Origin of the sequence: Flavobacterium tagetis (assembly GCF_016735615.1) — a bacterium.
Classification (GTDB): domain Bacteria; phylum Bacteroidota; class Bacteroidia; order Flavobacteriales; family Flavobacteriaceae; genus Flavobacterium; species Flavobacterium tagetis.
Genome location: NZ_JAERSF010000001.1, coordinates 753968 through 777281, shown reverse-complemented (window position 1 = coordinate 777281; position 23314 = coordinate 753968). Strand labels below are relative to the sequence as shown.

At 34.2% G+C, this 23314-nt stretch carries 20 protein-coding genes and 1 tRNA gene; 14 read left to right on the top strand and 7 right to left on the bottom strand.

The window, feature by feature from the left end; all coding sequences use genetic code 11:
- The first annotated feature begins 23 nt into the window (after positions 1–23).
- The 5 genes from JI750_RS03395 (at position 24) to JI750_RS03375 (ending at position 5939) form a co-directional block, all read left to right on the top strand.
- Positions 24–1316 carry a TolC family protein gene (locus tag JI750_RS03395; protein ID WP_236672963.1) on the top strand — a complete coding sequence of 431 codons (1293 nt, stop codon included), beginning with the start codon at positions 24–26 and terminating at the stop codon, positions 1314–1316.
- Positions 1317–1434: 118 nt separating this feature from the next.
- The gene (locus tag JI750_RS03390) at positions 1435–2487 is read left to right on the top strand and encodes an HlyD family secretion protein (RefSeq protein WP_201998970.1); all 1053 of its coding nucleotides are present in this window, start codon (positions 1435–1437) and stop codon (positions 2485–2487) included.
- A 1-nt stretch (position 2488) separates the two neighbouring features.
- Positions 2489–4072 (top strand): MFS transporter, encoded by a 1584-nt coding sequence (locus JI750_RS03385; RefSeq protein WP_201998969.1) that lies wholly within the window; start codon positions 2489–2491, stop codon positions 4070–4072.
- 106 nt (positions 4073–4178) lie between these two features.
- Positions 4179–5171, top strand: coding sequence for an NHL repeat-containing protein (locus tag JI750_RS03380; RefSeq protein ID WP_201998968.1), 993 nt, complete (start codon positions 4179–4181; stop codon positions 5169–5171).
- Between the two features lie 108 nt (positions 5172–5279).
- Entirely contained in the window at positions 5280–5939 is a 660-nt protein-coding gene (locus JI750_RS03375) for an HAD family hydrolase (RefSeq protein ID WP_201998967.1), read from the top strand.
- Between the two features lie 102 nt (positions 5940–6041).
- Here JI750_RS03375 and JI750_RS03370 read toward each other — a convergent pair whose 3' ends face one another.
- Both JI750_RS03370 and JI750_RS03365 read right to left on the bottom strand, forming a co-directional pair.
- A complete protein-coding gene (locus tag JI750_RS03370) occupies positions 6042–6833 on the bottom strand; it encodes a hypothetical protein (RefSeq protein WP_201998966.1) in 792 nt (263 codons plus the stop codon).
- A 378-nt stretch (positions 6834–7211) separates the two neighbouring features.
- Positions 7212–7442 (bottom strand): helix-turn-helix domain-containing protein, encoded by a 231-nt coding sequence (locus JI750_RS03365; protein ID WP_201998965.1) that lies wholly within the window; start codon positions 7440–7442, stop codon positions 7212–7214.
- Positions 7443–7529: 87 nt separating this feature from the next.
- Between JI750_RS03365 and JI750_RS03360 the strand changes: the two genes are divergently transcribed.
- Positions 7530–7763, top strand: a complete 234-nt coding sequence (locus JI750_RS03360) for a hypothetical protein (RefSeq protein WP_201998964.1) — start codon at positions 7530–7532, stop codon at positions 7761–7763.
- A 314-nt stretch (positions 7764–8077) separates the two neighbouring features.
- On the opposite strand, the gene JI750_RS03355 is transcribed toward JI750_RS03360, so the two are convergent.
- On the bottom strand, positions 8078–8872 hold the full coding sequence (locus tag JI750_RS03355; protein WP_201998963.1) for a hypothetical protein: 795 nt from the start codon (positions 8870–8872) through the stop codon (positions 8078–8080).
- Positions 8873–9068: 196 nt separating this feature from the next.
- Positions 9069–9150 (bottom strand) — tRNA-Leu (locus JI750_RS03350).
- A 110-nt stretch (positions 9151–9260) separates the two neighbouring features.
- Between JI750_RS03350 and JI750_RS03345 the strand changes: the two genes are divergently transcribed.
- From JI750_RS03345 to JI750_RS03320, 6 genes are all read left to right on the top strand, one after another.
- The gene (locus JI750_RS03345) at positions 9261–10649 is read left to right on the top strand and encodes a dipeptidase (RefSeq protein ID WP_095929770.1); all 1389 of its coding nucleotides are present in this window, start codon (positions 9261–9263) and stop codon (positions 10647–10649) included.
- Between the two features lie 354 nt (positions 10650–11003).
- Entirely contained in the window at positions 11004–11435 is a 432-nt protein-coding gene (locus JI750_RS03340; RefSeq protein WP_201998962.1) for a hypothetical protein, read from the top strand.
- A gap of 19 nt (positions 11436–11454) precedes the next feature.
- Positions 11455–12420, top strand: a complete 966-nt coding sequence (locus tag JI750_RS03335; RefSeq protein WP_201998961.1) for a DUF6624 domain-containing protein — start codon at positions 11455–11457, stop codon at positions 12418–12420.
- A gap of 85 nt (positions 12421–12505) precedes the next feature.
- Positions 12506–13468, top strand: coding sequence for a DUF6624 domain-containing protein (locus tag JI750_RS03330; RefSeq protein WP_201998960.1), 963 nt, complete (start codon positions 12506–12508; stop codon positions 13466–13468).
- Complete coding sequence (locus JI750_RS03325; protein WP_201998959.1) at positions 13465–13839, top strand: BlaI/MecI/CopY family transcriptional regulator; 375 nt, start codon at positions 13465–13467, stop codon at positions 13837–13839. The genes JI750_RS03330 and JI750_RS03325 overlap by 4 nt, the downstream gene beginning before the upstream one ends.
- Positions 13836–15050 (top strand): M56 family metallopeptidase, encoded by a 1215-nt coding sequence (locus tag JI750_RS03320; RefSeq protein ID WP_236672962.1) that lies wholly within the window; start codon positions 13836–13838, stop codon positions 15048–15050. Before JI750_RS03325 ends, JI750_RS03320 begins: the two co-directional genes overlap by 4 nt.
- A gap of 136 nt (positions 15051–15186) precedes the next feature.
- Here JI750_RS03320 and JI750_RS03315 read toward each other — a convergent pair whose 3' ends face one another.
- Complete coding sequence (locus tag JI750_RS03315; protein WP_201998958.1) at positions 15187–16551, bottom strand: saccharopine dehydrogenase family protein; 1365 nt, start codon at positions 16549–16551, stop codon at positions 15187–15189.
- A gap of 187 nt (positions 16552–16738) precedes the next feature.
- Here JI750_RS03315 and JI750_RS03310 point away from each other — a divergent pair, with 187 nt between their 5' ends.
- A complete protein-coding gene (locus JI750_RS03310; protein ID WP_201998957.1) occupies positions 16739–17125 on the top strand; it encodes a DUF423 domain-containing protein in 387 nt (128 codons plus the stop codon).
- 301 nt (positions 17126–17426) lie between these two features.
- Complete coding sequence (gene pckA, locus JI750_RS03305) at positions 17427–19031, top strand: phosphoenolpyruvate carboxykinase (ATP) (protein WP_201998956.1); 1605 nt, start codon at positions 17427–17429, stop codon at positions 19029–19031.
- A 124-nt stretch (positions 19032–19155) separates the two neighbouring features.
- Here pckA and JI750_RS03300 read toward each other — a convergent pair whose 3' ends face one another.
- Both JI750_RS03300 and JI750_RS03295 read right to left on the bottom strand, forming a co-directional pair.
- Positions 19156–20214: a phytase gene (locus tag JI750_RS03300; RefSeq protein WP_201998955.1), complete on the bottom strand. Its 1059-nt coding sequence runs from the start codon at positions 20212–20214 to the stop codon at positions 19156–19158.
- Between the two features lie 75 nt (positions 20215–20289).
- Positions 20290–23100, bottom strand: coding sequence for a TonB-dependent receptor (locus JI750_RS03295; RefSeq protein WP_201998954.1), 2811 nt, complete (start codon positions 23098–23100; stop codon positions 20290–20292).
- Between the last annotated feature and the right edge of the window lie 214 nt (positions 23101–23314).

The following is a 23314-nucleotide window of genomic DNA, read 5'->3' as shown; positions in this document are numbered from 1 at the left end:
CCAGAAGCCTATTGATTTTACTAATGGTTTTAGTATTCAATAGTTTACATGCTCAGGAAGTTCATACGGTTTCTTTACAAGAAGCGATGAAACTGGCGAAGGAAAACAACAAAAAAGTCCTTAAGTCTCAACTGGAGATTACGCTCGCCGAGCAAAACATCAAAGAAAGAAAAGAACTTAGATTACCAGATGTACAACTAAACGGGATGTACTCTAGAATTACCAACATTACAGAATTTAAAGGAAGTGGTTTCTTAAAAGATAAAGAAGTTACGCCTGCAATTCCTGAAATCTACGAGGTAAATTCAACTTTTAAAATGCCAATTTACGTTGGAAACAAGATTAATAACGCGATTAAAATTGCGAATCAGGAAAACGAAATTGCAAAAATAAAATCGGAAAAAACAGAAAATGATATTGAACTGGAAGTTGTTGCAAACTATCTGGCGATTTATAAAATGATGGAACTTCAAAAAATATTTGAGGAAAACATCAAAGAAGAAAAAAGCCGATTAAAAGAAGTGCAATCGCTTCAAAAACACGGAACGGTTACGAAAAACGAAGTTATTCGTGCCGAATTACAGCTTTCAGATCGCGAATTGAATGCGTTAACTAACTCCAAAAACATTAAAATCGCACTTCACGATCTGAAAACGCTGATCCAGATTCCGGAAAACGAAGAAATTGCGATTGATACTACTACAAGTTTGGACGAAATGAACGGAGTAGATCCGTATGATTTTTATCTGAGCAAGGCAATGCAGAATGAAGAAATGCGAATTGCAAGCCAAGAATTAAACATTAGTAAAACAGAATTGCAATTGGTAAAAGGTAATTATTTGCCAAGCGTAAACTTCTTCGGAAATTATGGTTTTTATTATCCAAACTACAAATTTTTTCCGCCAAATCCGTACTTGTACACTTTAGGACAGGTGGGAATCGAGGCGCGTTTTGATCTTTCGGCTTTGTATAAAAACAAAACAAAAGTGGCTAAAGCGAGTACTAAAATTGATATGCAGAAAATGCAAACTGAAATTATAAAAGAAGAAATTCAAGATCAGTTGTACAAAGAGCATACGCAGTATGAGGAAATCCTTGAAAAATTTGTCGTAGTTGACAAAGCTTTGGATTTAGCCGAAGAAAACTACCGAATCGTAAAACTGAAATATTTAAACCAATTGGTTTTAATTACCGAAATGGTCGATGCGGATAATGCGTTGCTTCAGGCAAAATACAACAAAATCTCTACCCGATTGGATGCTGTTTTGAAGCATTATGAAATGATGCACACGGCTGGAATTATGCCTCAGAGTTAGATGCTGGTGAAAGAGTAGGCTAAAGCCTTAGAGACAAGAAGCAAGAGGAAAGACTTGGAAGAGGCAAGAAGCAAGAGAAAAGACTTAAAGAAAGAACTAAGATAAAGAGATAAAAAAGATGGTTAAGATAAAAAATGAAACTAAAAGAAATAAAACGTTTCATATACTAATAACAATTATTGCGTGTACGCTGGTTATAAGCGGGGTTATTTTGGGAATTTGGTTTTATGTGTTTAACAGAAATCACGAGGAAACCAATGATGCGCAGGTGGAGCAGTACGTTACGCCAATTATGTCGAGAATTACAGGTTATGTGCAGGAAGTTCGTTTTGACGAAAATCAGTTTGTGCACAAAGGAGATACTTTGGTGGTGATCGATAATAGAGAATATAAATCGAAATTGAATGTGGCTCTTGCCGATGTTCAAAATGCGCAGCAAAATAGTGTTGTGGCTCAAAAAAATGCTATTAATACGGCGAGTACCACAGCAATTAACGAAGCACAATTAGAAGCTGCCAAAGCAAACCTTTGGAAAACAAAATTAGAATACGAAAGATATAAAGCTTTGGTGAGTGAAGAAGCTGCAACTTCTCAACAATTAGAAAAAGTTAAAGCAGATTACGAGTCGGCGCAAGCGCATTTTTCGGAAATGAGAAACAGAATCCATTCGGCTACTTTAAGCACTTCTGTTGCTGAAGCGAATGTTCCGACAACGCAGACAAATATTGCTTCAAAACAAGCTGTTGCAGATAATGCAGCATTGTTTCTTTCGTACACTGTAATCACAGCGCCTTATGACGGATGGGTTGGAAAAAGAACTTTACAGCCAGGACAAATGGTAAAAGAAGGGCAGTCTTTGCTTTCTATTGTAAGTAAAGAAAAATGGATTACGGCCAATTTTAAAGAAACGCAATTGCAATATTTAACGGTTGGGCAAGAAGTAGAAATCAAAGCTGATGCTATAAACGACAAAGTTTTTGTGGGAACAATTGCTTCGTTATCGCCTGCGAGTGGTGCGAGATTCTCGTTGCTTCCTCCAGACAATGCGACTGGAAACTTCGTAAAAATCGAACAAAGAATTCCGGTAAGAATTCAGTTAAAAGAACAAGACAAACAAACCGATTTTTTAAGAGCAGGAATGAACATTACGGTTGTTGCTGAGCACAAATAAAATGGAAGATAAAAGTATATTTAAATCATGGGTTCCAAAATGGGCGATCATTATTATTTTGTTCGTTTGTTTGTTGCATTCTATGATTTTATTGGGAGTTTATACGTCAAACGTAACGTATGCGGCGAGTTTTCTGGACATTGAGCCCGAAGATTTGCAGTTTGCGATGTGCGTTACGTACGGAACTCTACTGGCAACCATTTTAATAGAGGGTCGATTTTCAAGTTTTTTTCCTGCAAAAAATTACCTGATGGCAGTTTATTCCTTAATCGGAATTACGATTGTTTCATCGGCGTATATTACCAATTTTCCGGTTTTTTTATTGATGAGAGTTGCCGAAGGAATCCTGATGGCACTTCCTGTTATTACGATTAGACAATTGCTTATTGAACAGTTCAATACTAAAAATGCCATTATTATTGGGTTTTCATTTTACTATGGGGCGCTGTTGTTGTCTACGCCTTTTATTATGAATATCGCCGTGTGGTTTCTCGATCATTACGACTGGAAATACATGTTGTATGTTTCGGGCGGACTACAAGTTTTAAACGTCTTTTTAATCTTAGTTACTTTCAGAGGGCACCGAATTACAAAGAAGATTCCGTTGTATCAAATCGACTGGATGAGTTATTTTTTGGTTTTAATTTCGATTCTTTGCGGTGCCTACTTTTTTGTTTATGCAGAAAAGAAATATTGGTTGCAGTCTTCAGAAATGGTTTTGATTTTGATGATTTCACTAATTACAGGCGGATTATTCATCTTTAAAGAACGTTTGGTAAAAAGACCAAGTTTTGATTTTGAAGTGATAAAATACGCTAATCTGCGAATAGGATTTTTATTGTTTTTCCTTTTCTATATCAGCAGGGCAACGTTGAGTCTTTGCCATTCGGCGATGTTTTCCATCTGGAATTGGGATCCTTCGCGTGTGGCTGGCGTTCAGTACATAAACGGATTAGGAAACGTAATCGGATTAATTTTAGCTGCTTTTTTCTTGATGAAATCTGTTTCAACTAAAATCATTTTCATGATTGGATTTACGCTTATAGCGATATTTCATTTCTGGTTTACGTTTCTTTTTGTGCCAGATGTAGCGTTGAGCGATATTATCATTCCATATATTTTGCAAGGAATCGGTGTAGGGTTTTTATTTGTTCCGCTAATCTTATTTACCACATCATCGGTTCCAGCAAATATGGCAGTTTCTTCAGGAATTGTGGGTGTTTCAGGGCGTTTTTGGGGAAGTACCATTGGATTTTGCGTTATGCAGAATGCCGTTGTTTTCTTAAATAAAAAGCACTTCTTGAAATTAAGCCAATTTGTAACAGGAGAAAATCCCGAAGCGCAACAAACCATTGCAAGCACAACACAGAGTTTTATTGCCAAAGGGTATTCTGCAGATAATGCGAATGCTTTAGCCTTAAAGAAAGTTTTCGGAACGGTTGCCAAACAATCAACTTTATTGGCTGATATGGAAATTTATACGATTGTTGGTTATGGTTTAGTGGTTTTGATTATTCTTATTGCTTGCAATCAGCATTTGAGACAAACCATGACTTTGGTTAAAAGTAAAATTTGGATTGGGTAAGAAAGTTAAATTGTGTTTTTTTTATTGGAAATAATGTTTTTTGAAAGATTATTCTATTAGTTTTGTTTTAACTAATTCAAAATCAAATCCAAAATCTTAAGAACCTATGAAAAAAATCATCTTACTTTTATTGGCTGTTGCAGGTGTTTCCTGTTCGAGTGACTCAGAAGGAAATAATTATACTACATACCAAACAGTCAGCACAATTGCAACCAATGTTTTTGCTACCATGCAGTTTCCATCGGCATTAACTATGGATGCAAACGGTAATATTTATGTTGCGAGTTTTGAATCTAGAATCATTAAAAAAACAGATAAAAACGGTGTAGTAACAACTTTTGCTGGTTCTGGTAAATATGAAGATTCAGATGGTGTAGGCGAAACAGCTTCTTTTACAACAATTTCTGCCCTTTCAACAGATTCTCAGGGAAATGTTTATGTTTTGGGGAGTAATGATGAGGCTGTTCGAAAAATAACTCCAAATGGTGTTGTGAGTACATTTTTAAAAAAATCTGACATTGGTTCTGGCACGATGGGAATTTTTATAGATAAAAATGACAACATGTACCTTTCTACCGGACCAGGAATATTAAAACGTACCCCTGCAGGAGAGCTAACCCTTTTAGCAGGTGATCCTATTGATGCTTCAGGCGCGCGTGATGGTAAAGGAAAAGAAGCTCGATTCAGTTCTGCAGCATTTATGGCTATGGATAGTAAAGGTATTTTGTATGTGAAAGAAAATATGGGAGCCAAAGGAATTCGAAAAGTAACGCCCGATGGAGTAGTGACAACACTTATCGTTACTGTTAAAAAAGATGGGGTAGATGAAATTTATACCAATTTAGAAGATGCACAAGGTATTGCTATTGATAAAAAAGACAATATTTATGTGTCAACTGAAGAAAATAATATTTTGCAAATTACACCAGACGGAAAAGCAACTTCTATGTTTGGGAATGAAAGAGGTTATAAAGATGGTCCTATTAAGGATGCTTTAATTAATGGAATTGGCAGAATAGAATTTGATAAAAATGAAGACCTTGTATTTATAGAAAATAGGGCAAATGGCATTAACATTCGTAAAATATCTCGAAAATAATAAGTGTAGAAAAACATTTTCTTCTGATAGTTATCTGAAGAGGCCAATTAAACTTTGCGGTACACAACACTTATCAGTATCTTGCGAGCTTTAAAACAATAAAAAATTATGAGCCAGCAATGTGTAATTTTTGATATGGACGGTGTGATTTCACACACAAATCCGCATCATGTAATCGCTTTTGAAAAGTTTTTCGATAAATATAATGTTCCGTACACGCAGGAAGAATTTGAAGAGCATATGTACGGAAAACACAATAGTTATATCATGACGCATTTCTTCAAACGTCCGATTGCGGGAGAAGAATTGATTAAGCTTGAAGACGAAAAAGAAGGAATGTTCCGTGAGATCTACAAAGACAAAGTCGAAACGATTCCGCATTATATAGATTTTTTAAACGAATTAAAATCTCGTGGTTTCAAAACAGCTGTTGCAACATCTGCGCCTCGTGCAAACTTGGATTTAATTGCCAATTTCCTGAAACTAGACGAAAAAATGGATTCGATGATGTCGTCAGAAGATGTTACATTTCATAAACCAAATCCAGAAGTCTATTTAAAATCGGCAGAAAGAGTTGGAGTTTCTCCTTCTGACTGTGTGGTTTTCGAAGATTCTTTTTCGGGTATTACAGCAGGATTAAATGCCGGAATGAAAGTCGTAGGCGTTTTGAGCACGCATACAAAAGAACAGCTTCCACCATGTGATTTTTATATAAATGACTATAGTGAAATCAATGTGGATAAGATTATTGAAATATTGGGTAAATAAATTCCAAATTCTAAACTTTGCGACTCTGCGTCTTTGCGAGATTAATTTTTAAAGTATTAAACTTAAGAATCTCTCACAAAGACGCAGAGTCGCAAAGTTTTTTTAATAATTATCTTCCAAAAAAGCCATCCATCCTTTTTCAAATTCTTCTGGCGTTACGTTCAATGTTTTTTCGATGTTGCCGAAAGATGAAATCAATTTTGGTAGAATATCTTTTCCCCATTTTTGGGTCATATATTCGATTATGGTGTAGCCAATATTGTAAATCTGATTGCCGTGATTTAAATCTTCTAAAGTCAAGTTTTTGCTTTTGGCGTATTTCACGCTTAATGTATTTACTTCTTTTGCTTCAAACATACTAATCGATTCCCAAAGCCAGCGCGGATATTCGGCTTTAAACTTTTTATCAAATTCCTTTTCAAAAGTCAGTCGGTCTTGGGTGATGATGGTGTCTTTTGCTTTATAGATTAATATGTTCAGCTGAACGCAATGCGTAAACTCATGCAAAGCCGTTTTTAGCGGATCGTCTGGAAAAATAGAATTAAACCAATTCGTCCATACAAAATGAAATTCGTTTGGACCACGACTTGTGCCTTTTGTATTTTCTGTTAAACCTGTCGCTTCATTAAATTTGAATTGCGAACCGTAAACAAAAACCTTTATCGGGTCATGTTCTATATCTTTTAGATTTTCTCTTATTTTAGAATAATTTTCCTCGAGATGTTTGCTGACTTTTTCGGCCTCGCTTTTATAAATTCCGTTATAGGAAACAATAAAATGTTCCGATTTAAGAGTTTTGGTTTCGTGCTGAACGGTAAAGCTTCGAATTGTTCTCGCAAAATAAAAGACAGCAATAATTGCTAAAAAAATGACTAGTAATCTGTATTTTCTCATGTGTTCTAATTGTTTTTTGGACTTTAAAAACAAGCGAAATTTTGAGAAATAGGTTTTTGGTTTTTTAAAAGTAAGAATATTTAAATACTAAAGAGCAAAATAATTAAAGAAATTTCTGAATTGTTTTTTGTTTTGCCACAGATTATTAAGATTAAAAGGATTTTCGCTCTTTTTTTGTCATTCCGAGGAACGAGGAATCACACTAGAAACTCCGCAACGAAAAGCCAATCTATGTCGAGTTTCTCGCGAAGATTTCTCCTTACGTCGAAATGACAAACTAGACGGATATGCTTTATGGAATAAGAAAATTATATGAATTGCCTCCTGCTTTAGCTGGAGGTTTTTATGATTGAAAGGGAAAAGGCTTTAGCCGAATTATTACTTCAAAGGAAAATTAAACAATTCTTTAGGTTCAATATCCAAAGCATTGGCAATTTTTACAAGGGTTTTTACAGTGGTATTTATTTCAGCTCTTTCTATTCTGCCTATCTGATTTTTTTTTATATCACAATCATCAGCCAAAGCTTGTTGTGATAAGCCTTTTTTTTCACGCAATTGTCTTATGTGAGTCCCAAGATTTGCAATAAAGGTTTCTTCTGAAATATCCATATTTCAAAATTCTTAAGATTTATTTTTGCCTTGGTTACATTTATGTGTTCAAAAATATTATATTTGCCACGTTTAAAAAATAAGATAATGACTACAGAGTGTTTTTCTAAAGAAGTAGAAACTAGACTAAAAGATTTTTTTAGTGATGTTGTAGATGTAAAAGATATGGCGAAAATGATACGACAGGTTAATTATGCTCTTTCGTTAAGTTCGATGCGAGGTTGCGAAACTTTGGATTCTGAATTGTGTCATGTCGATGATAATTTTTACTGGCTCAACAGATTGGCAGAAGTTTTAGATCCTTATTTAGATGTTGACTAAGTAAGATAATTGAGCATCGTTCATCTCGACGAAAGGAGAAATAAAAAGCAGGCCGACAAAAAAATCCAAAGTGATTCCCACAATTTTTTTCAAAGCGTACAAACCGTTGGTTATGCTCAAAAGCTCCTTTCGTCAAGATGAATTGATAGAGATGAATTGATAAAGATGAAGTACCGCGTAGTTTGTCATTTCGACGTAAGGAGAAATCTTCGCAAGTAACTCCGCAACGGAAAGCCAATCTTTGTCGAGTTTTTTGTGGAGATTTCTCGTTCTTGGAATAGCAAAACTGTGGACGTATTTTTATTTGAAAGTGATTACGGAATTAAACTAACACATTTATTCTCAGTATTACCAAGATAATCTTGATAGCCCTCAATGGTTGATATTGGGATATTATTCTTATCTAATATATCATTGGATCCTTTTATTCCAAAATAGACCCATCCATTGTCCCATTCAATCTTTACATGATATCGAAAGTTTTTTATTTTTTGAGGTAATTCTGTTTTATAGAATTCAGTATACCCATTTTGTGCAGGTAAATTACCTATTGATATATTGCGATTAGCACCTTCAGTATCGGCATAGGGTTTTGTTAAGCACGTAAAAGAATCATTATTTGAATTTTCATAAGTGACACTCTCGTTTAAACATGAATGATATTGATCCCATATAAAAGCTTTGGCTCCTCTAATAGGTGTATTTCCTCTATTTGTTATTTGAAAAGAAAAAAGATAATAATCAATTGTTTCGTCTGTTTTCAAACTCTTTCCTTTTCCTATAACAATAAGAGGAAGATTTTTGTTTCCTATTAGATTATTTAAAACGTTTTTTTGAAGTTCGTGAATTTCTGTATTTTTTTTATTTAACTCATTTTGTAGTTCAATAACAGTCATTGTATTTGTAAATACTTTTTGTTGACTTTCCATTATTTTTTTATTCTCTTCTATAATTGAATTGCTTTTATTCAGCTGTTCTTGAGTCTCTTTAGATCTTTTTATTTCATTTTCTAAAGCTTCTTTACTCTCTTTTTGTTTTTCTTTAAAATCAAAAACAGCAACTACAATTGTTAAAATACTTACTCCAATAAGGCAGATTAATGTAATCATTTTTCGATTTTTAAATATTTTCATTTCGGGACTTTTCGAACTATTTAATTTTAGTAAATGAGTTTTCCCAAAAATAAAAATTGAAAATGGAAATATAATAATGTAGTAAACTGCTTATCAACAACTTTAATAACAAAAAGTAGAATGTAGTAAAAACAAAAAAGCTTCTGAAAATCTATTCAGAAGCTTTTTTTTGTGCGGATAATAGGACTCGAACCTACACGCCTTGCGGCACCAGATCCTAAGTCTGGCACGTCTACCAATTTCGCCATATCCGCGGTAATTGTGGGTGCAAAGATAGGCATACTTTTGAATTATCAAAGCATTTTTTGAAAATTTTTTTTAATTCTCTTTTTTGTACTTTTGGGTTTCTATAAAAATAATTTAAATGGAAAATATTAAGTCCTACGTTCAACAACATAAAGATCGGTTTATCAACGAATTGATCGAATTATTAAAGATTCCGTCGGTTTCTGCCGACACTGCATATTCTCAAGATGTTATTGACACAGCAGAGGCTGTAAAAGAAAGTTTATCAAAAGCAGGGTGCGATTATGTCGAAACTTGCGACACTCCAGGTTACCCAATTATCTACGGAGAGAAAATAATAGATCCAAATCTTCCAACGGTTTTAGTTTACGGCCACTACGACGTACAACCGCCAGATCCATTAGAATTATGGACTTCGCCACCTTTCGAGCCTGTTATTAAAACTACAGATATTCACCCAGAAGGAGCCATCTTCGCGCGTGGAGCATGTGACGACAAAGGTCAGATGTACATGCACGTAAAAGCGCTTGAATTAATGGTGCAAAGCAATACGTTGCCTTGTAACGTAAAATTCATGATCGAAGGCGAGGAGGAAGTAGGTTCTGCAAGTTTGGCTTGGTTCGTAGAGCGCAATCAAGAAAAACTGAAAAACGACGTAATCTTGATTTCAGATACAGGAATGATCTCTAACCAACAGCCGTCTATCACGACAGGTTTAAGAGGTTTGAGCTATGTTGAGGTAGAAGTTACAGGACCAAACCGCGATTTGCATTCAGGTTTATACGGTGGAGCTGTGGCAAACCCAATTAATATTCTGGCAAAAATGATTGCTTCGCTTCACGACGAAAATAATCATATTACAATTCCAGGTTTCTACGATAAAGTAGAAGAATTATCTGCAGAAGAAAGAGCAGAAATGGCAAAAGCGCCTTTTAGCTTAGAAAAATATAAAAATGCTTTAAACATTGCCGATGTATATGGCGAAAAAGGTTATGTAACGAACGAAAGAAACTCAATCCGTCCGACATTAGACGTAAACGGAATCTGGGGCGGTTATACTGGCGAAGGTGCTAAAACGGTTATTGCGAGTAAAGCTTTTGCTAAAATCTCGATGCGTTTGGTTCCAAATCAGGAATGGGAAGAAATTACAGAACTTTTCACAAAACATTTTACAAGCATTGCTCCAGCTGGAGTTACCGTAAAAGTTACGCCTCATCACGGTGGTCAAGGTTATGTTACACCAATTGACAGCATTGGTTATCAGGCAGCAAACAAAGCGTATACAGAAACGTTTGGAGTTCCTGCAATTCCGGTTCGTTCTGGAGGAAGTATTCCGATTGTGGCTTTATTCGAAAAAGAATTAAAGAGTAAAACAATCTTAATGGGATTTGGTTTGGATTCTGATGCAATTCACTCGCCAAATGAGCATTTCGGAATCTTTAATTACTTGAAAGGTATTGAGACTATTCCGTTGTTTTACAAGTATTTTGTGGAGCTATCTAAGTAGTTTTTTAACCGCAAAGAACGCTAAGGATTACGCAAAGTATTAAGTAAGATTTATAAAAGTTCGCAAAGCTTTATCTATATAGCTTTGCGAACTTTGCGTTTATAAGCGTAACCTTAAATAAAATCCTTGCGTTCTTTGCGGTTAAAATTTTCAGCAGTATTTTTAAAAATAGAATCCGTTCAGAAATGAGCGGATTTTTTTGTTTCCAATATTTTGAATTTTTTAAGATTCAAAAGAAAAACCTTTGTCACTTTGCATCTCTGAGCCTTTGCACCTTAAAAAAAAGAACTCTTTTTCTTGCATATTTAAAATTTAACTCTACATTTGTAGAAACAAATCTATAATTGTAGAGCAATGAATAATTTGAAAAAGCTTTTTTTACTATTGTTTTGCGGATTAACGCTTTTGAGCTGTAAAAGCAAACCGATCAATCAGAAAATTGACAGGAAAAAAGAAGGTGTTTGGATTGATAGTTATTCGCAAGACGGAACAAATTATAAATCCTATGAGTATTATAAAAATGATCTTCCGGTTAAAAAGTGGAAATCTTACATTAACGGAAAAATCTATAAAACAGAGAAATATAAAAACGGAGTCTGTGTCGTGAAAAGTTATTACGAAAACGGAAAATTGGAATCGAAAGGGAAAACTAAATTTGAGACTGATTCGGTTCAGTCGCATTGGTTTTATTTTGGAGAATGGAAGTTTTATTCGGACAACAGAAAATTAAAAAATATCAAGAATTACGATAAAGGAGAATTGATTTCGGAACAAAATATTAAATAAACTAACTAATCTCTAAACCATGAAAAAAATAACCACGCTTTCTTTTCTTTTAATGAACTGCTTTTTCTTGCAAGCCCAAACTTATAAAGAATGGACTCAAAAAGCAGATTCTTGCTACCGAGCACAAAACTATAAATTGTCTGTTGATTTTTTCGAAAAAGCCTTTAAAGTAGAAAACAAAGATTCTGGTGATTTTTACAGTGCAGGATGTTCTGCAGCTTTGGCTCAGGAAAATAAAAAAGCATTGAATTGGCTGAATTTAGCAATTGATAATGGATATGAAGATATTGCTCATATGAAAAAAGATGGAGATTTAGAATCTTTGCATGCAGACAAAGGCTGGAAAAAAATGATCGATAAATTTCAAAAGAAAAGAGATATTATTGAAGTTAACTACGATAAAGCTCTGCAAAAAGAACTCTTGGATATTTATGCAGAAGATCAAGATATTCGCGGTGTAGCCATGAAAATTTATAGAACAGCTGGTCCGGGAAGCAAAGCTTTGGATAGTATTGGTGAAATCATGAATTATAAAGACAGTATAACTTTAATTAGGGTTATCAAAATATTAGATGAAAAGGGTTGGGTCGGAAAAGACGTTGTTGGATCTCAGGCTAATAAGGCCTTGTTTTTGGTAATTCAACATGCCGATTTGAAATATCAGCAAAAGTATTTGCCTATGATGAGAGATGCGGTTAAAAAAGGAAATGCAAAAGCGAGTTCTTTGGCTTTATTAGAAGATAGAGTAGCTTTACGTGAAGGAGGAAAACAAATTTATGGAAGTCAGGTAATGAATCATCCTATAACGAAGAAACCTTTTGTTTCTCCGCTTGAAGATCCTGATAATGTAGATAAAAGAAGAGCGTCCGTAGGACTGGGAACTTTATCGGATTATCTTAAATATTGGAATGGAACTTGGGATGTTGAAGCTTATAAAAAAGAACTGCCAGAATTGGAGGAAATCATTCGCCAAAAGAAAAGTTAAGTAAGAGTGATTATTAAAAATAAGTTCATGACAAAAGAAACTCAATCTGAGAGCGTATAATTTAATAAAAGACTAAATTTAGCCTATGAAAAAATCGATTGTTTTTATTTTACTTGTAATCAACTTAGGCTTTTTAAACGCTCAAACTTACAAAGACTGGGTTCGTAGAGCAGATTCTTCTTATACGGCAAAAAACTATGAATTGTCTGTTTCGTATTATGAAAAAGCTTTTAAAATAGAGCAAAAATCATCGACAGATTTATACAACGCCGGTTGTTCTGCTTCTATGGCAAGGCAGCATAAAAAAGCATTTAAATGGCTGAATCTTTCTATAGATAACGGTTACGAGAATATGGCGCATATAAAAATTGATAATGATTTAAAGCCTTTGCATTCAGAAAAAGAATGGAATAAAACAATTGATAAGCTGCAGAAGAAATTGGATATTCTTGGAGCAAATTTTGATAAGGCGTTAGAAAAACAACTTGCTGAGATTTATACCGAAGATCAGGAAATTCGAGGAGAATTTATGAATGTTTACAGAGCCTCAAAACCTGATAAAAAGAAAATTGACAGCATTGGAAAGATTATGGAAAGAAAAGACAGTATTAACCTCGTTAAGGTGATGAAAATACTGGACGAAAGGGGCTGGTTAGGAAAAAATGTGGTAGGAACACAAGGGAATCAGACTTTGTTTTTGGTAATTCAGCATTCCGATTTACAATATCAGCAAAAATATCTGCCTATGATGAGAGAGGCCGTTAAAAATGGCAATGCAAATCCTGCAAATCTAGCGTATTTAGAAGATCGAGTAGCTTTGAGAGAAGGAAGGCCACAAATTTATGGAAGTCAGGCCGCAAAGAATAAAAAGACCAATAAAATGTATATATCGCCAATGATAGATCCAGATAATGTAGATAAAAGACGTGCCGAGGTGGGACTTGGTACAATGGCGGACTATGCAGTAAAATTAAACATTGATTGGAATTTAGAAGAGTATAAAAAAGAATTGCCAGAAATAGAAAAACTTGAAAATATCAAACCATGATACAATTATCAAATGCAGAAGAACAGTTAATGGAGCATTTATGGAAGCTTGAAAAGGCTTTTATGAAAGATTTGCTCGAAGCGTATCCGGAACCAAAACCGGCAACAACTACGGTTGCAACTTTACTGAAAAGGATGATCGATAAGAAGTTTGTGGCGTATAACGAATTTGGAAATTCTCGAGAATATTATCCGCTGGTAAAGAAAACAGACTATTTTGCGAGACATGTAAAAGGGCTGATTAGCAATTTCTTTAATAATTCGGCTTCACAGTTTGCTTCGTTTTTTACAACCGAAACCAATTTATCATCTTCGGAATTGGAAGATCTTAAAAAAATAATCGATTCAGAAATTCAAAAAAAGAAAAAATGATAACGTATCTTTTAAAATCGGGTTTACTGCTTGCTGTTTTTTATGCGGTGTATAAATTGTTGTTAGAAAACGAAAGAATGTTTCGATTCAACCGCGCATATCTTCTCGGAAGTTTGATTTTCAGCTTAGTTATTCCGTTGCAATTGTTTTCGATTGCATCATTTTTTCAGTCAAAAATTAAAACAATTCAGCTAGATGAAATAATGATTGTGTCAAATAAATCAATCTTAAACGAAGTTTCATACAATGAAATCATATATTTCTTTTTAGGTGCAATTTATGTTCTTATTGCAGCAATTTTACTGATTCGATTTGCTGTAAATGTGTCTTCTTTTTTCTTGAAAATGAAAAAGAATTCGGTAGAATTTATAGACGATCAGAAGCTTGTTTTGATGAAAGAATCGATTTTGCCACATTCTTTCTGGAATGCTATTTTTATCAGTAAAGAAGATTTTAAAGATGGAAAAATTCCATCAGAATTAATCGCTCATGAAAAAGCGCATTTGCAGCAAAAACATACTTTGGATATTCTTTTTGTTGAGGTTTTGCAAATCGTATTTTGGTTTAATCCGATGTTTGTTTTGTTTGAAAAAGCAATAAAACTCAATCATGAATTTTTAGCCGATGAAGCCGTAAACAAACAATTTGATGAAGTTAAAAGCTATCAGAACTTATTATTACAATTTGCTTCAAGTAAACATACTGTTGCTTTGGCAAGTAATATCAATTATCAAATAACCAAAAAACGTTTGATAATGATGACTAAAAAAGAATCTGTTGCAAAGGCTGTATTTAAAGTACTGGCGGTTGTTGCCGTTTGTATTGTATTATTATTTGCTTTTAGTTCTGAAGCTGTCGCTCGAGACGTTAATTTTATAAACAATAAGGTGTATAAGGCCGGCGATTCTGAAATCAAACAACCTGAATTTCCAGGAGGAATGCTGGAGTTCTATAAGTTTGTGGGACAACGTTTTAAAATTTCGGCAGAGTTTTCAAAAAATAATATAAACACCAAAATATACATGCAGTTTATGGTTGAAAAAGATGGAAGCTTATCTGAAATTACGATTGTAAAAGATGCAGGATACGGACTAGGAGAGGAGGCAACTCGTGTTTTAAAACTTTCGCCAAACTGGATTCCAGGTAGTGAAAACGGAAAACCAGTTAGAGTGTTATATTCTTTACCAATTACCATTCAATCAGCAGAATAGTTTTTTTTGTGCAAAGCATAAAACCTTCGTCTCTTTGTTTCTTAAAAGAAAAAAATCCGCTTCTGATGGAGGAAGCGGATAAAATCAAAAAACTAATTAAAAAAAAAATTCTAAAAATAAACAATGCAGACCCAGACTAAAATAAGTCTGGATTGTATCCAAAATAAGGTACATTTTGTTCGTTAAAAATGACCCCATATTCTTCTAATTCTTTCAAGATAGGTTCGTAAACTTCCTTCTTAATAGGAAGCTGAACGCCTGGAGTTGTAATTTTCCCGTTTAAAATCAATAATGTCGCAATTGCAACTGGCAAACCAACGGTTTTTGCCATTGCAGTATAAGTCTGGTCTTCGCCAATGCAAACCATTTTAGAATCGATTTGTTTCTTTTCTCCATTCAATTCATAACCAAATTTATGATACATCACAATCATATCTTTATCCTCTGGTTCAAGAGCCCAGCTGTCGGTTAAGATTTTTTCTAAAATTTGTGCGGGAGTTGCATTTGGCAGATTTACTTTTTTGTTTGGGTTAAATAAATCCAATTCCAAAAGTTTGTCCCACATAATATCATCCTGATCGATTTTTAAAATCAATCGGGTTTTAATTTCGGCAGAATCTGTTGGATGATATGGAAGAAAAGAGTTGATGAACTGACGATAGCTCATATTTTCTGACCCCTCTAAAATATAACTATCATCAGTCATTCCGAGCTGTACAAACATATTCCAAGCTCTCGAAAAGCCAACTCTTCTTATGGTTCCTCTATATAAGGTAAGAATATCATCTAAGCCGTAAACCGAACGATATTTAAGAGAATCACGATTAGAATACGCTTCAAATTTTCCGTAGCCTTCTACTTCAAGGAATTCGGTTCTTCTAAACAAAGCGCTGTACGGAATATATTTATAAGTTCCTTCTTGAATAAATTTGGCAGCGCCGCCTTGTCCGGCCAAAACAACATTTCGTGGAGCCCAAGTAAATTTGTAGTTCCATAAATTATTGTCAGATTCAGGAGCAACAAGTCCACCGCAGAAAGATTCAAACAAAAGCATTTTACCTCCTTTAGATCTAATTTCGTCAATGACTTTCATGGCACTCATGTGGTCGATTCCTGGATCTAGACCAATTTCGTTCATAAAAATCAGATTGTTTTTAATGACTTCTTCGTTTAAAGCCTGCATGGCATCACTAATATAAGATGCTGTAACAAGATTTTTTTTGAATTCGACGCAGTCCTTTGCGATTTCGATGTGCAGATGTGCGGGAAGCATTGAAATTACGATTGACGCATTTTCGATAGCTTTTCTTCTTTCGTCGGCATTAAAAATATCTAAGGCAAGCGGAGTAGCATTTGGGTGATCTTGTGTTTTTGCTTTCGCAAGATTTAATGAAAGGTCAGCTACTGTTAAATGCAGCTTTTCTTCATTAGATTTTGATAATAAATATCGAATCAAAGAAGATGCAGATCTTCCTGCTCCAAATATTAAAATGTTTCTCATGTCTTAAATATTTAACACAAATATATTTAATTGTTATAAATATAACAATTCAAATTAAAGAAAATTAAATTATTTTTTTCGCAAAACCCAAAAAATAATTTGATTTTGTTCTAAATAATCCAGAAACAAAGGAGGTTTTTCAGTTCGTTTGAAGTATTTTTGTTTGAAATTTCAAAAGAGATATATTATGAAAAGAAGAATCATTTTAACTGGAGCTTTTATTGGTATGTTAGCTATTATTTTGGGTGCTTTTGGTGCTCATTTATTAAAAAAATATCTTTCGGTTGACCAATTAAATACTTTTGAAGTTGGTGTTCGTTACCAAATGTATCACGCTCTATTTCTTCTATTTTTATCTACACAAAAAGACATCGCAGAAAAAACCTTAAAAGCAATCTATAATTTGGTTGTTGCGGGTGTTCTTCTTTTTAGCGGTTCGATTTATTTATTGGCTACAAAAGACTACACTTTGTTCGAATCTAAAATTATCGTATTCGCAACACCTTTTGGTGGTTTCTTATTAATTATTGCTTGGGCGCTATTATTCTTTACGATTTTGAAGAGAAAATCATAAAATCCCGAAAAAAAAATTCTGTCTAAGAATTAATCTTTAATTTTGTCACATAAATAACATATAACTTTATTTGTGTGACTTTTTTGTATTTTCTGTTGTCAAACAAAAATAATATAACAAATTCGCGCATAAGGTTGTAAATAAACAAATTAAGAGCGATTATTTTTTTCTTTTTGCAATTTTAAAAGTGAAATTTTTCTTTTTTGATAGAAATCAAAGTGAAATTTAATTATTTTAAAAGAAATTAAAATTAATCTGTAATTTTGCTCTAAACAAAAAATCACACACAACTTAAAAATTTATGGACACTAATACAGTTTTCGCGCAATCGATTTCGTTAAAAGAGTTAGGAATTGAAAATGCAAAAGTTCGTTATCAACTATCTGCAGATGAATTACATGCGATTACTTTGCAGTCAGGTCAAGGTGTTGAGAATTCTACCGGAGCGTTAGCAATTAATACAGGTGAATTTACAGGTCGTTCTCCGCAAGATCGTTTTATCGTAAAAGATGATATTACTAAGGATCAAGTTTGGTGGGGAAATGTAAATATCCCATTTGAGCCCCAAGCTTTTGAAAAGCTTTATAATAAGGTAACAGCATTTTTATCAAACAAAGAAGTTTTTGTTCGTGATTCTTATGTGTGTTCTGACCCAAATTATAGATTGAATGTTCGTGTTGTAACAGAAACTGCTTGGTCAAACTTGTTTTGCTACAATATGTTCTTACGCCCAGAAGTTTCAGAGCTGGCTAATTTTACTCCAGAATGGACAGTAGTTTGTGCTCCAAGTTTTATGGCAGATCCTGCTGTAGACGGAACACGCCAGTCTAATTTTGCTATTTTAGATTTTACTAAAAAAATTGCTTTAATTGGCGGAACAGGTTATACAGGAGAAATGAAAAAAGGAATTTTCTCTGCGTTGAACTTTATTCTTCCAGTTTTCAAAAATACACTTCCAATGCACTGTAGCGCCAATGTTGGTGAAGCTGGAGATACAGCAATCTTCTTCGGATTGTCTGGTACAGGAAAAACAACTTTATCTGCAGATCCAGAGCGTAAATTAATCGGAGACGATGAGCACGGCTGGACAAATGAAAACACTGTTTTCAATTTTGAAGGCGGATGCTATGCAAAAGTTATCAATTTAACAGAAGAAAATGAACCAGACATTTTTAGAGCAATCAAAAAAGGAGCGCTTTTAGAGAATGTGGTTTTCAAAGCAGGAACAAACGTAGTAGATTTTGATGACGTTTCTATCACACAAAATACTCGTGTAAGTTACCCAATTACACATATTGATAATGTACAGCCAGGTTTGGTTGGACACAATCCTAAAAATATATTTTTCTTAACGGCTGATTCTTTCGGAATCTTGCCTCCAATCTCAAGATTAACTCCAGGTCAGGCGGCTTACCACTTTATTTCTGGGTATACAGCAAAAGTTGCTGGTACAGAAGCTGGTGTAACTGAGCCTCAGCCTAATTTCTCTGCTTGTTTTGGAGCACCATTTATGCCTTTGCACCCAACCCGTTATGCTGAAATGTTGAGCAAAAAAATGAAAGATGCAGGAGTAAAAGTTTGGTTAATTAACACAGGATGGACTGGAGGAGCTTACGGAACAGGAAGTCGTATGAAGCTTAAATATACTCGTGCTATGATTACTGCAGCATTAAAAGGAGAATTGAATGATGTAGAGTTTAAAAATCATGAAGTATTTGGAATTGAAATTCCTCAAGATTGTCCAAATGTTCCAGTGCAAATTTTAAATCCTAGAAATACTTGGGAAGACAAAGATTTATACGATAAAAAAGCGTTGGAATTAGCACATAAATTCAAAGCTAATTTTGCGAAATTTGAAGAGTTTGCAAATGCTGAAATCTTAGCAGGAGCACCAATTACAGAATAAAAGGAATTATTTAATTCAAAATAAAAAAGCTGTTCAGAAATGAACAGCTTTTTTTAGTTGGTTTCCAATCGCAGTAAAAAAAATAGACACTGAACACGAAACTGCGACTGAAAACCTTGAATCTTTATTTCTTAGCTTCGTCTATGCGTTTCTGAATTAAATCCCAAGCGTAATAATGGAAAGTCATTCCGTTGCTCATCGCTACAAAAAGTCCGTTTTTATATTTTGGCCCTAAGTTTACGCTCGTAACATCTGCACCATCACATTCGATTGTAGAAGTCGGAACTTCTGCCAATAAAGTATGATTGTTTGGATTTCCGTTTGCGCCTTCTCTTGGATAAACCATAAATGAATTTGCTTGCTGATTGGATACCAGAATATATCCTGTAGAATCTGTTTTTTTGTAAATAGCAATTCCTTCATGGTCTGCTTTGAAATCTTTCTGACCAAAGAAAGCCAATTCTTTATTATCATTTAAAGCCGGATCTGCTTTGTATTTTCTAATTCCAGCCTGTTCGTCGCAATAGTAAACAAAACCTAATTCGTTATCGACAGCAATGGCTTCGATTTCTTTTTTACCGCTGTAAGTTCCGAATTTGCGAACCACTTTTGCAGCTGCAAATTTTCCGTTTCCAGAAAGTTCATATTGCCATAAATAACTTCCAGATGGGCCCGTTTTTCTTCCCACAATAGCAAAAATCTTTCCGTCGCTTGGACGAGTGTATAATGAAACTCCCATTGGATCGCGCTCTGCTTCTCCGTCAAAAACTGGAATTCCGCCATTGTCAATTGGCTCTAAATCAGGTAAACTAAAAATTCTAATTTTGTTTTCTTCACGTTCTGTAGTAACGGCAACGTCTACTTTTTTTCCGTCAATGATCAATCCGTAAGCGATATCAACATTGTTTGGACGTTTTAACGGAATTGATTTTTTAAGGATTTTTCCATTCAAATCAAAAGCATATAAACCGCCGTCTGTGTCTTTATCTGTTCCAAAAATTATGCTTTTTGAAGCATCAGTTGGATTGATCCAGATTGAAGGATCGTCTGTATCGTGAGGGAGAGCCTCTGTAACTGCTGTTGGTTTAACGGCATTTGGCTGAATTGGCGCTAATTTATCGTCTTTACAAGCTGTAAATGATAAGCTTAAAAGTAAAAAAGCAACTAAAGATTTATTTTTCATTTGTATTATATATTTTAATGCAATTAGACAGAGCGATAAACTCTGTCTAATTTAAGAATTTTAAAAAAGTGCAGATTACAAGTCTAATTTCAGTCCGAAATTGTAACGCGGCTGGTAATATTCTGCTTGTTTTGTATGAGCAGCAACTCCTTGGTAATAACGTAAAGGTTGGTTTGTTAAGTTATTTGCTTCAGCAAAAACACGTAATTGTTTAGTGATTTTATAAGAAGCATTGGCATCTAAGAAAAATTGCTTGTCATAGTAACTATCTTTGTAAGACTCAGAACCTAATTCATCTAAATAATCAGAGGTAAAGTTGGTTGAGATTCTTGCAGAGAAACGTTTGTTTTCCCAAGATAAAGATCCGTTAAACATGTGAGGTGTTGTTCCAGGAAGACTAATGTCATTTCTTTCGTTTCCGTCTTCGTCAGCAATTCCGCTTGCTTTAGATTTCGTGTACGTATAATTTAAATAGATACCAAATCCTTTCAAGAATTTACCAGGAAGGAAATCTAACTGACGCTGAAAAGCAACTTCAAACCCATAAACATCAACATTTTCTCCGTTTCTTGATTGTAAAAATGACCAGTTTTCTCCCGCTGGAATTGGGTTTGCCTGATTAGGGAAATCTGCAGCAAATTTCGCATCAGTATATTGATTGTCGCTGTAGTTGTAAATAAAATCATTTAATCTTTTGTAGAAAACACCTCCAGAAATTAAACCAACAGATTTGAAATAGTTCTCTGCCATGAAGTCATAATTGTATGAATAAGTAGCTTTAAGATCTGGATTTCCGGCTGTAATTTCTTTATCTGCAGCAATATTATTTACATAAGGAGCTAGTGCATAGTAGTTTGGCCTAGCTAATGCAGTTGTAGCGGCAGCTCTTAATACTAAATCTTTTGTTGCATTGTATTGGAATGAAATACTTGGCAATAAATTAGTGTAAGAGTTGGTATTGTTGATTTTGCTCTCTAATTCTTCTTCATCCAATACACGGTTTCCTGTATAATCGATATGAGTATTTTCCACGCGGAAACCTAAAACCATAGAAAGTTTATCGTTAAAGTCTTGATCCCATCTTACATATGCAGCAGTAATTCTTTCTTTCGCATTATAGTTTACCGCTAAATATTCTGCTGGATCTGCTTCTTTATCAAATAAAGCAGGATTGTTTAAATCTAAGCTTCCTAAGAAAGCTGCAGAAGCAAAAGTTCCTGGTACATATTTACTACCTGGATTAAAATCTTTTCCATCAAAATAGCTTGTTGGAACTTGAGATAATAATTCCATATCATCATTAATTGGCTCATAAGAATAGAACATATTGTTTCTTTCTTTTTCTTTTAAACGAAGTCTAAGACCAGTTCTCAATCTTCCTTTTTCTCCAGCAATAACAGAGAATGGGAAACGGATATTTACTTTTGCACCAAATTCGCTTTCGCTTGTTTCATCTGTGTTTTCAGTAACAGAATCAAATTTAAATTCGTCAACAGATTCGCCAACAGTTGTCATCAAAGGAAATCTGATATCTGATAAATCTTCGAACATTTCTAAACCTTTCTGACGGTATTCGATATAACGCTCTCCTGGACGATATTCTCTTGCTTTTGCATAGTTAGCAGACCAGTCTAAATCTAAAGTAGAATTGATTAAGTGTTCTCCGCGAATAGAATAATTCTGAACTCTTTGGTCTTCTAACCTTCTATTTTTGTTTCTACTATTGTCTAAACCACCTTTTGTTTGGCGTTTTACACGACCTTCAAAACCAACAATTTCTTCACCATTATAAAGTGGCTCAATATCATCGTAAGTAGTTCTAAAACGGTTTTCTCTATCATCTCTCCAGTTGTAGATTGCATTAGCAAAAATCGTGTTATTGTCGTTGAATTTATAATCTAAAGCAACAGATCCGCTTCGACGAATACGTTGTACATCATATTTTCTAATTTCAGATGCTTGCAAATATTCATTTCCAAAATCATCTTTTACCCATTCGTTTTCGATGTTATCAGAACCGTAATCGACATTGTTGTAAGAACCGCTGAAAACCACTCCTAATTTGTTGTCAATGAAACGATTACCGTAAACAAAACCAGCCGTATAAGAAGCGTGGTCACGAATTGGCAAATATCCTCCAGCAAGAGTTGCAGAGATTCTCTCTCCGTTTGGAGTTGCTCTTGTAATTAAGTTTACAGAACCTCCAATCGCATCTGCATCCATGTCTGAAGTAAGCGTTTTGTTTACTTCTATAGTAGAAATCATATCAGACGGAATTAAGTCCATTTGTACGTTTCTGTTATCTCCTTCTGCAGATGGAATTCTATCGCCATTTAAAGTAACAGAGTTCAAAGACGGAGCCAAACCTCTAATAATAATGTTACGAGCTTCACCTTGATCATTCTGCATTGTGATACCTGGAACACGTTTTAAAGCATCTCCCACATTAGCATCTGGGAAACGCCCCATTTGGTCAGAAGAGATTACGTTTCCGATATTTTTATTGTTTTTCTGCTGATTCAGTGCTTTTGCTTGACCTTTTAAAATGTCTCCAACAACAACTTCTTTCAGTTCATTTTCAGAAGCTTTAAGAGCAAAGTCGATTACATTGTTTCGACCTTGTTCAACTTTTATTTCTTGAGTTAAAGTAGTATATCCAATATATTTTACTTCAATTTTATAAGTTCCTTCATTAATATTTAGTAACTCAAAACGACCGTTATAATCAGAAACGGTATATTTTTTCTCGCCTACAATTTGAACCATAGCTCCAGGAAGAGGCAGTTTGTCATCGGCGTCTAATATCTTTCCAGATATAATAGCTTTCTGAGCAAAACCTGCAAAGGCGAATAAAAAGAATGCTGTTAATAGATAAAATTTTTTCATTGTGTGTGTTTAGTTTGATTTCGGTTGCGAAACTAAGACCCGTGTATTACTAAAGCCTTGAAAAAAAATTAACATAGTGTTATGATTAGTCAGTTATTGCTTATAATTATTAATGTTTAACTAACATTAAAGTTTCAAACGTTTGATTCACAACTAAAAAGAAATTGATATTTTGACTGTATTTGAAAATTTGGCTTTAAATTTGCCTTATCAT

Coding starts and splice junctions, on each gene's coding strand:
- JI750_RS03395 (WP_236672963.1), top strand. CDS start 24: ATGGTTTTAGTATTCAATAGTTTACATGCTCAGGAAGTTCATACGGTT.
- JI750_RS03390 (WP_201998970.1), top strand. CDS start 1,435: ATGGTTAAGATAAAAAATGAAACTAAAAGAAATAAAACGTTTCATATA.
- JI750_RS03385 (WP_201998969.1), top strand. CDS start 2,489: ATGGAAGATAAAAGTATATTTAAATCATGGGTTCCAAAATGGGCGATC.
- JI750_RS03380 (WP_201998968.1), top strand. CDS start 4,179: ATGAAAAAAATCATCTTACTTTTATTGGCTGTTGCAGGTGTTTCCTGT.
- JI750_RS03375 (WP_201998967.1), top strand. CDS start 5,280: ATGAGCCAGCAATGTGTAATTTTTGATATGGACGGTGTGATTTCACAC.
- JI750_RS03370 (WP_201998966.1), bottom strand. CDS start 6,833: ATGAGAAAATACAGATTACTAGTCATTTTTTTAGCAATTATTGCTGTC.
- JI750_RS03365 (WP_201998965.1), bottom strand. CDS start 7,442: ATGGATATTTCAGAAGAAACCTTTATTGCAAATCTTGGGACTCACATA.
- JI750_RS03360 (WP_201998964.1), top strand. CDS start 7,530: ATGACTACAGAGTGTTTTTCTAAAGAAGTAGAAACTAGACTAAAAGAT.
- JI750_RS03355 (WP_201998963.1), bottom strand. CDS start 8,872: ATGATTACATTAATCTGCCTTATTGGAGTAAGTATTTTAACAATTGTA.
- JI750_RS03345 (WP_095929770.1), top strand. CDS start 9,261: ATGGAAAATATTAAGTCCTACGTTCAACAACATAAAGATCGGTTTATC.
- JI750_RS03340 (WP_201998962.1), top strand. CDS start 11,004: ATGAATAATTTGAAAAAGCTTTTTTTACTATTGTTTTGCGGATTAACG.
- JI750_RS03335 (WP_201998961.1), top strand. CDS start 11,455: ATGAAAAAAATAACCACGCTTTCTTTTCTTTTAATGAACTGCTTTTTC.
- JI750_RS03330 (WP_201998960.1), top strand. CDS start 12,506: ATGAAAAAATCGATTGTTTTTATTTTACTTGTAATCAACTTAGGCTTT.
- JI750_RS03325 (WP_201998959.1), top strand. CDS start 13,465: ATGATACAATTATCAAATGCAGAAGAACAGTTAATGGAGCATTTATGG.
- JI750_RS03320 (WP_236672962.1), top strand. CDS start 13,836: ATGATAACGTATCTTTTAAAATCGGGTTTACTGCTTGCTGTTTTTTAT.
- JI750_RS03315 (WP_201998958.1), bottom strand. CDS start 16,551: ATGAGAAACATTTTAATATTTGGAGCAGGAAGATCTGCATCTTCTTTG.
- JI750_RS03310 (WP_201998957.1), top strand. CDS start 16,739: ATGAAAAGAAGAATCATTTTAACTGGAGCTTTTATTGGTATGTTAGCT.
- pckA (WP_201998956.1), top strand. CDS start 17,427: ATGGACACTAATACAGTTTTCGCGCAATCGATTTCGTTAAAAGAGTTA.
- JI750_RS03300 (WP_201998955.1), bottom strand. CDS start 20,214: ATGAAAAATAAATCTTTAGTTGCTTTTTTACTTTTAAGCTTATCATTT.
- JI750_RS03295 (WP_201998954.1), bottom strand. CDS start 23,100: ATGAAAAAATTTTATCTATTAACAGCATTCTTTTTATTCGCCTTTGCA.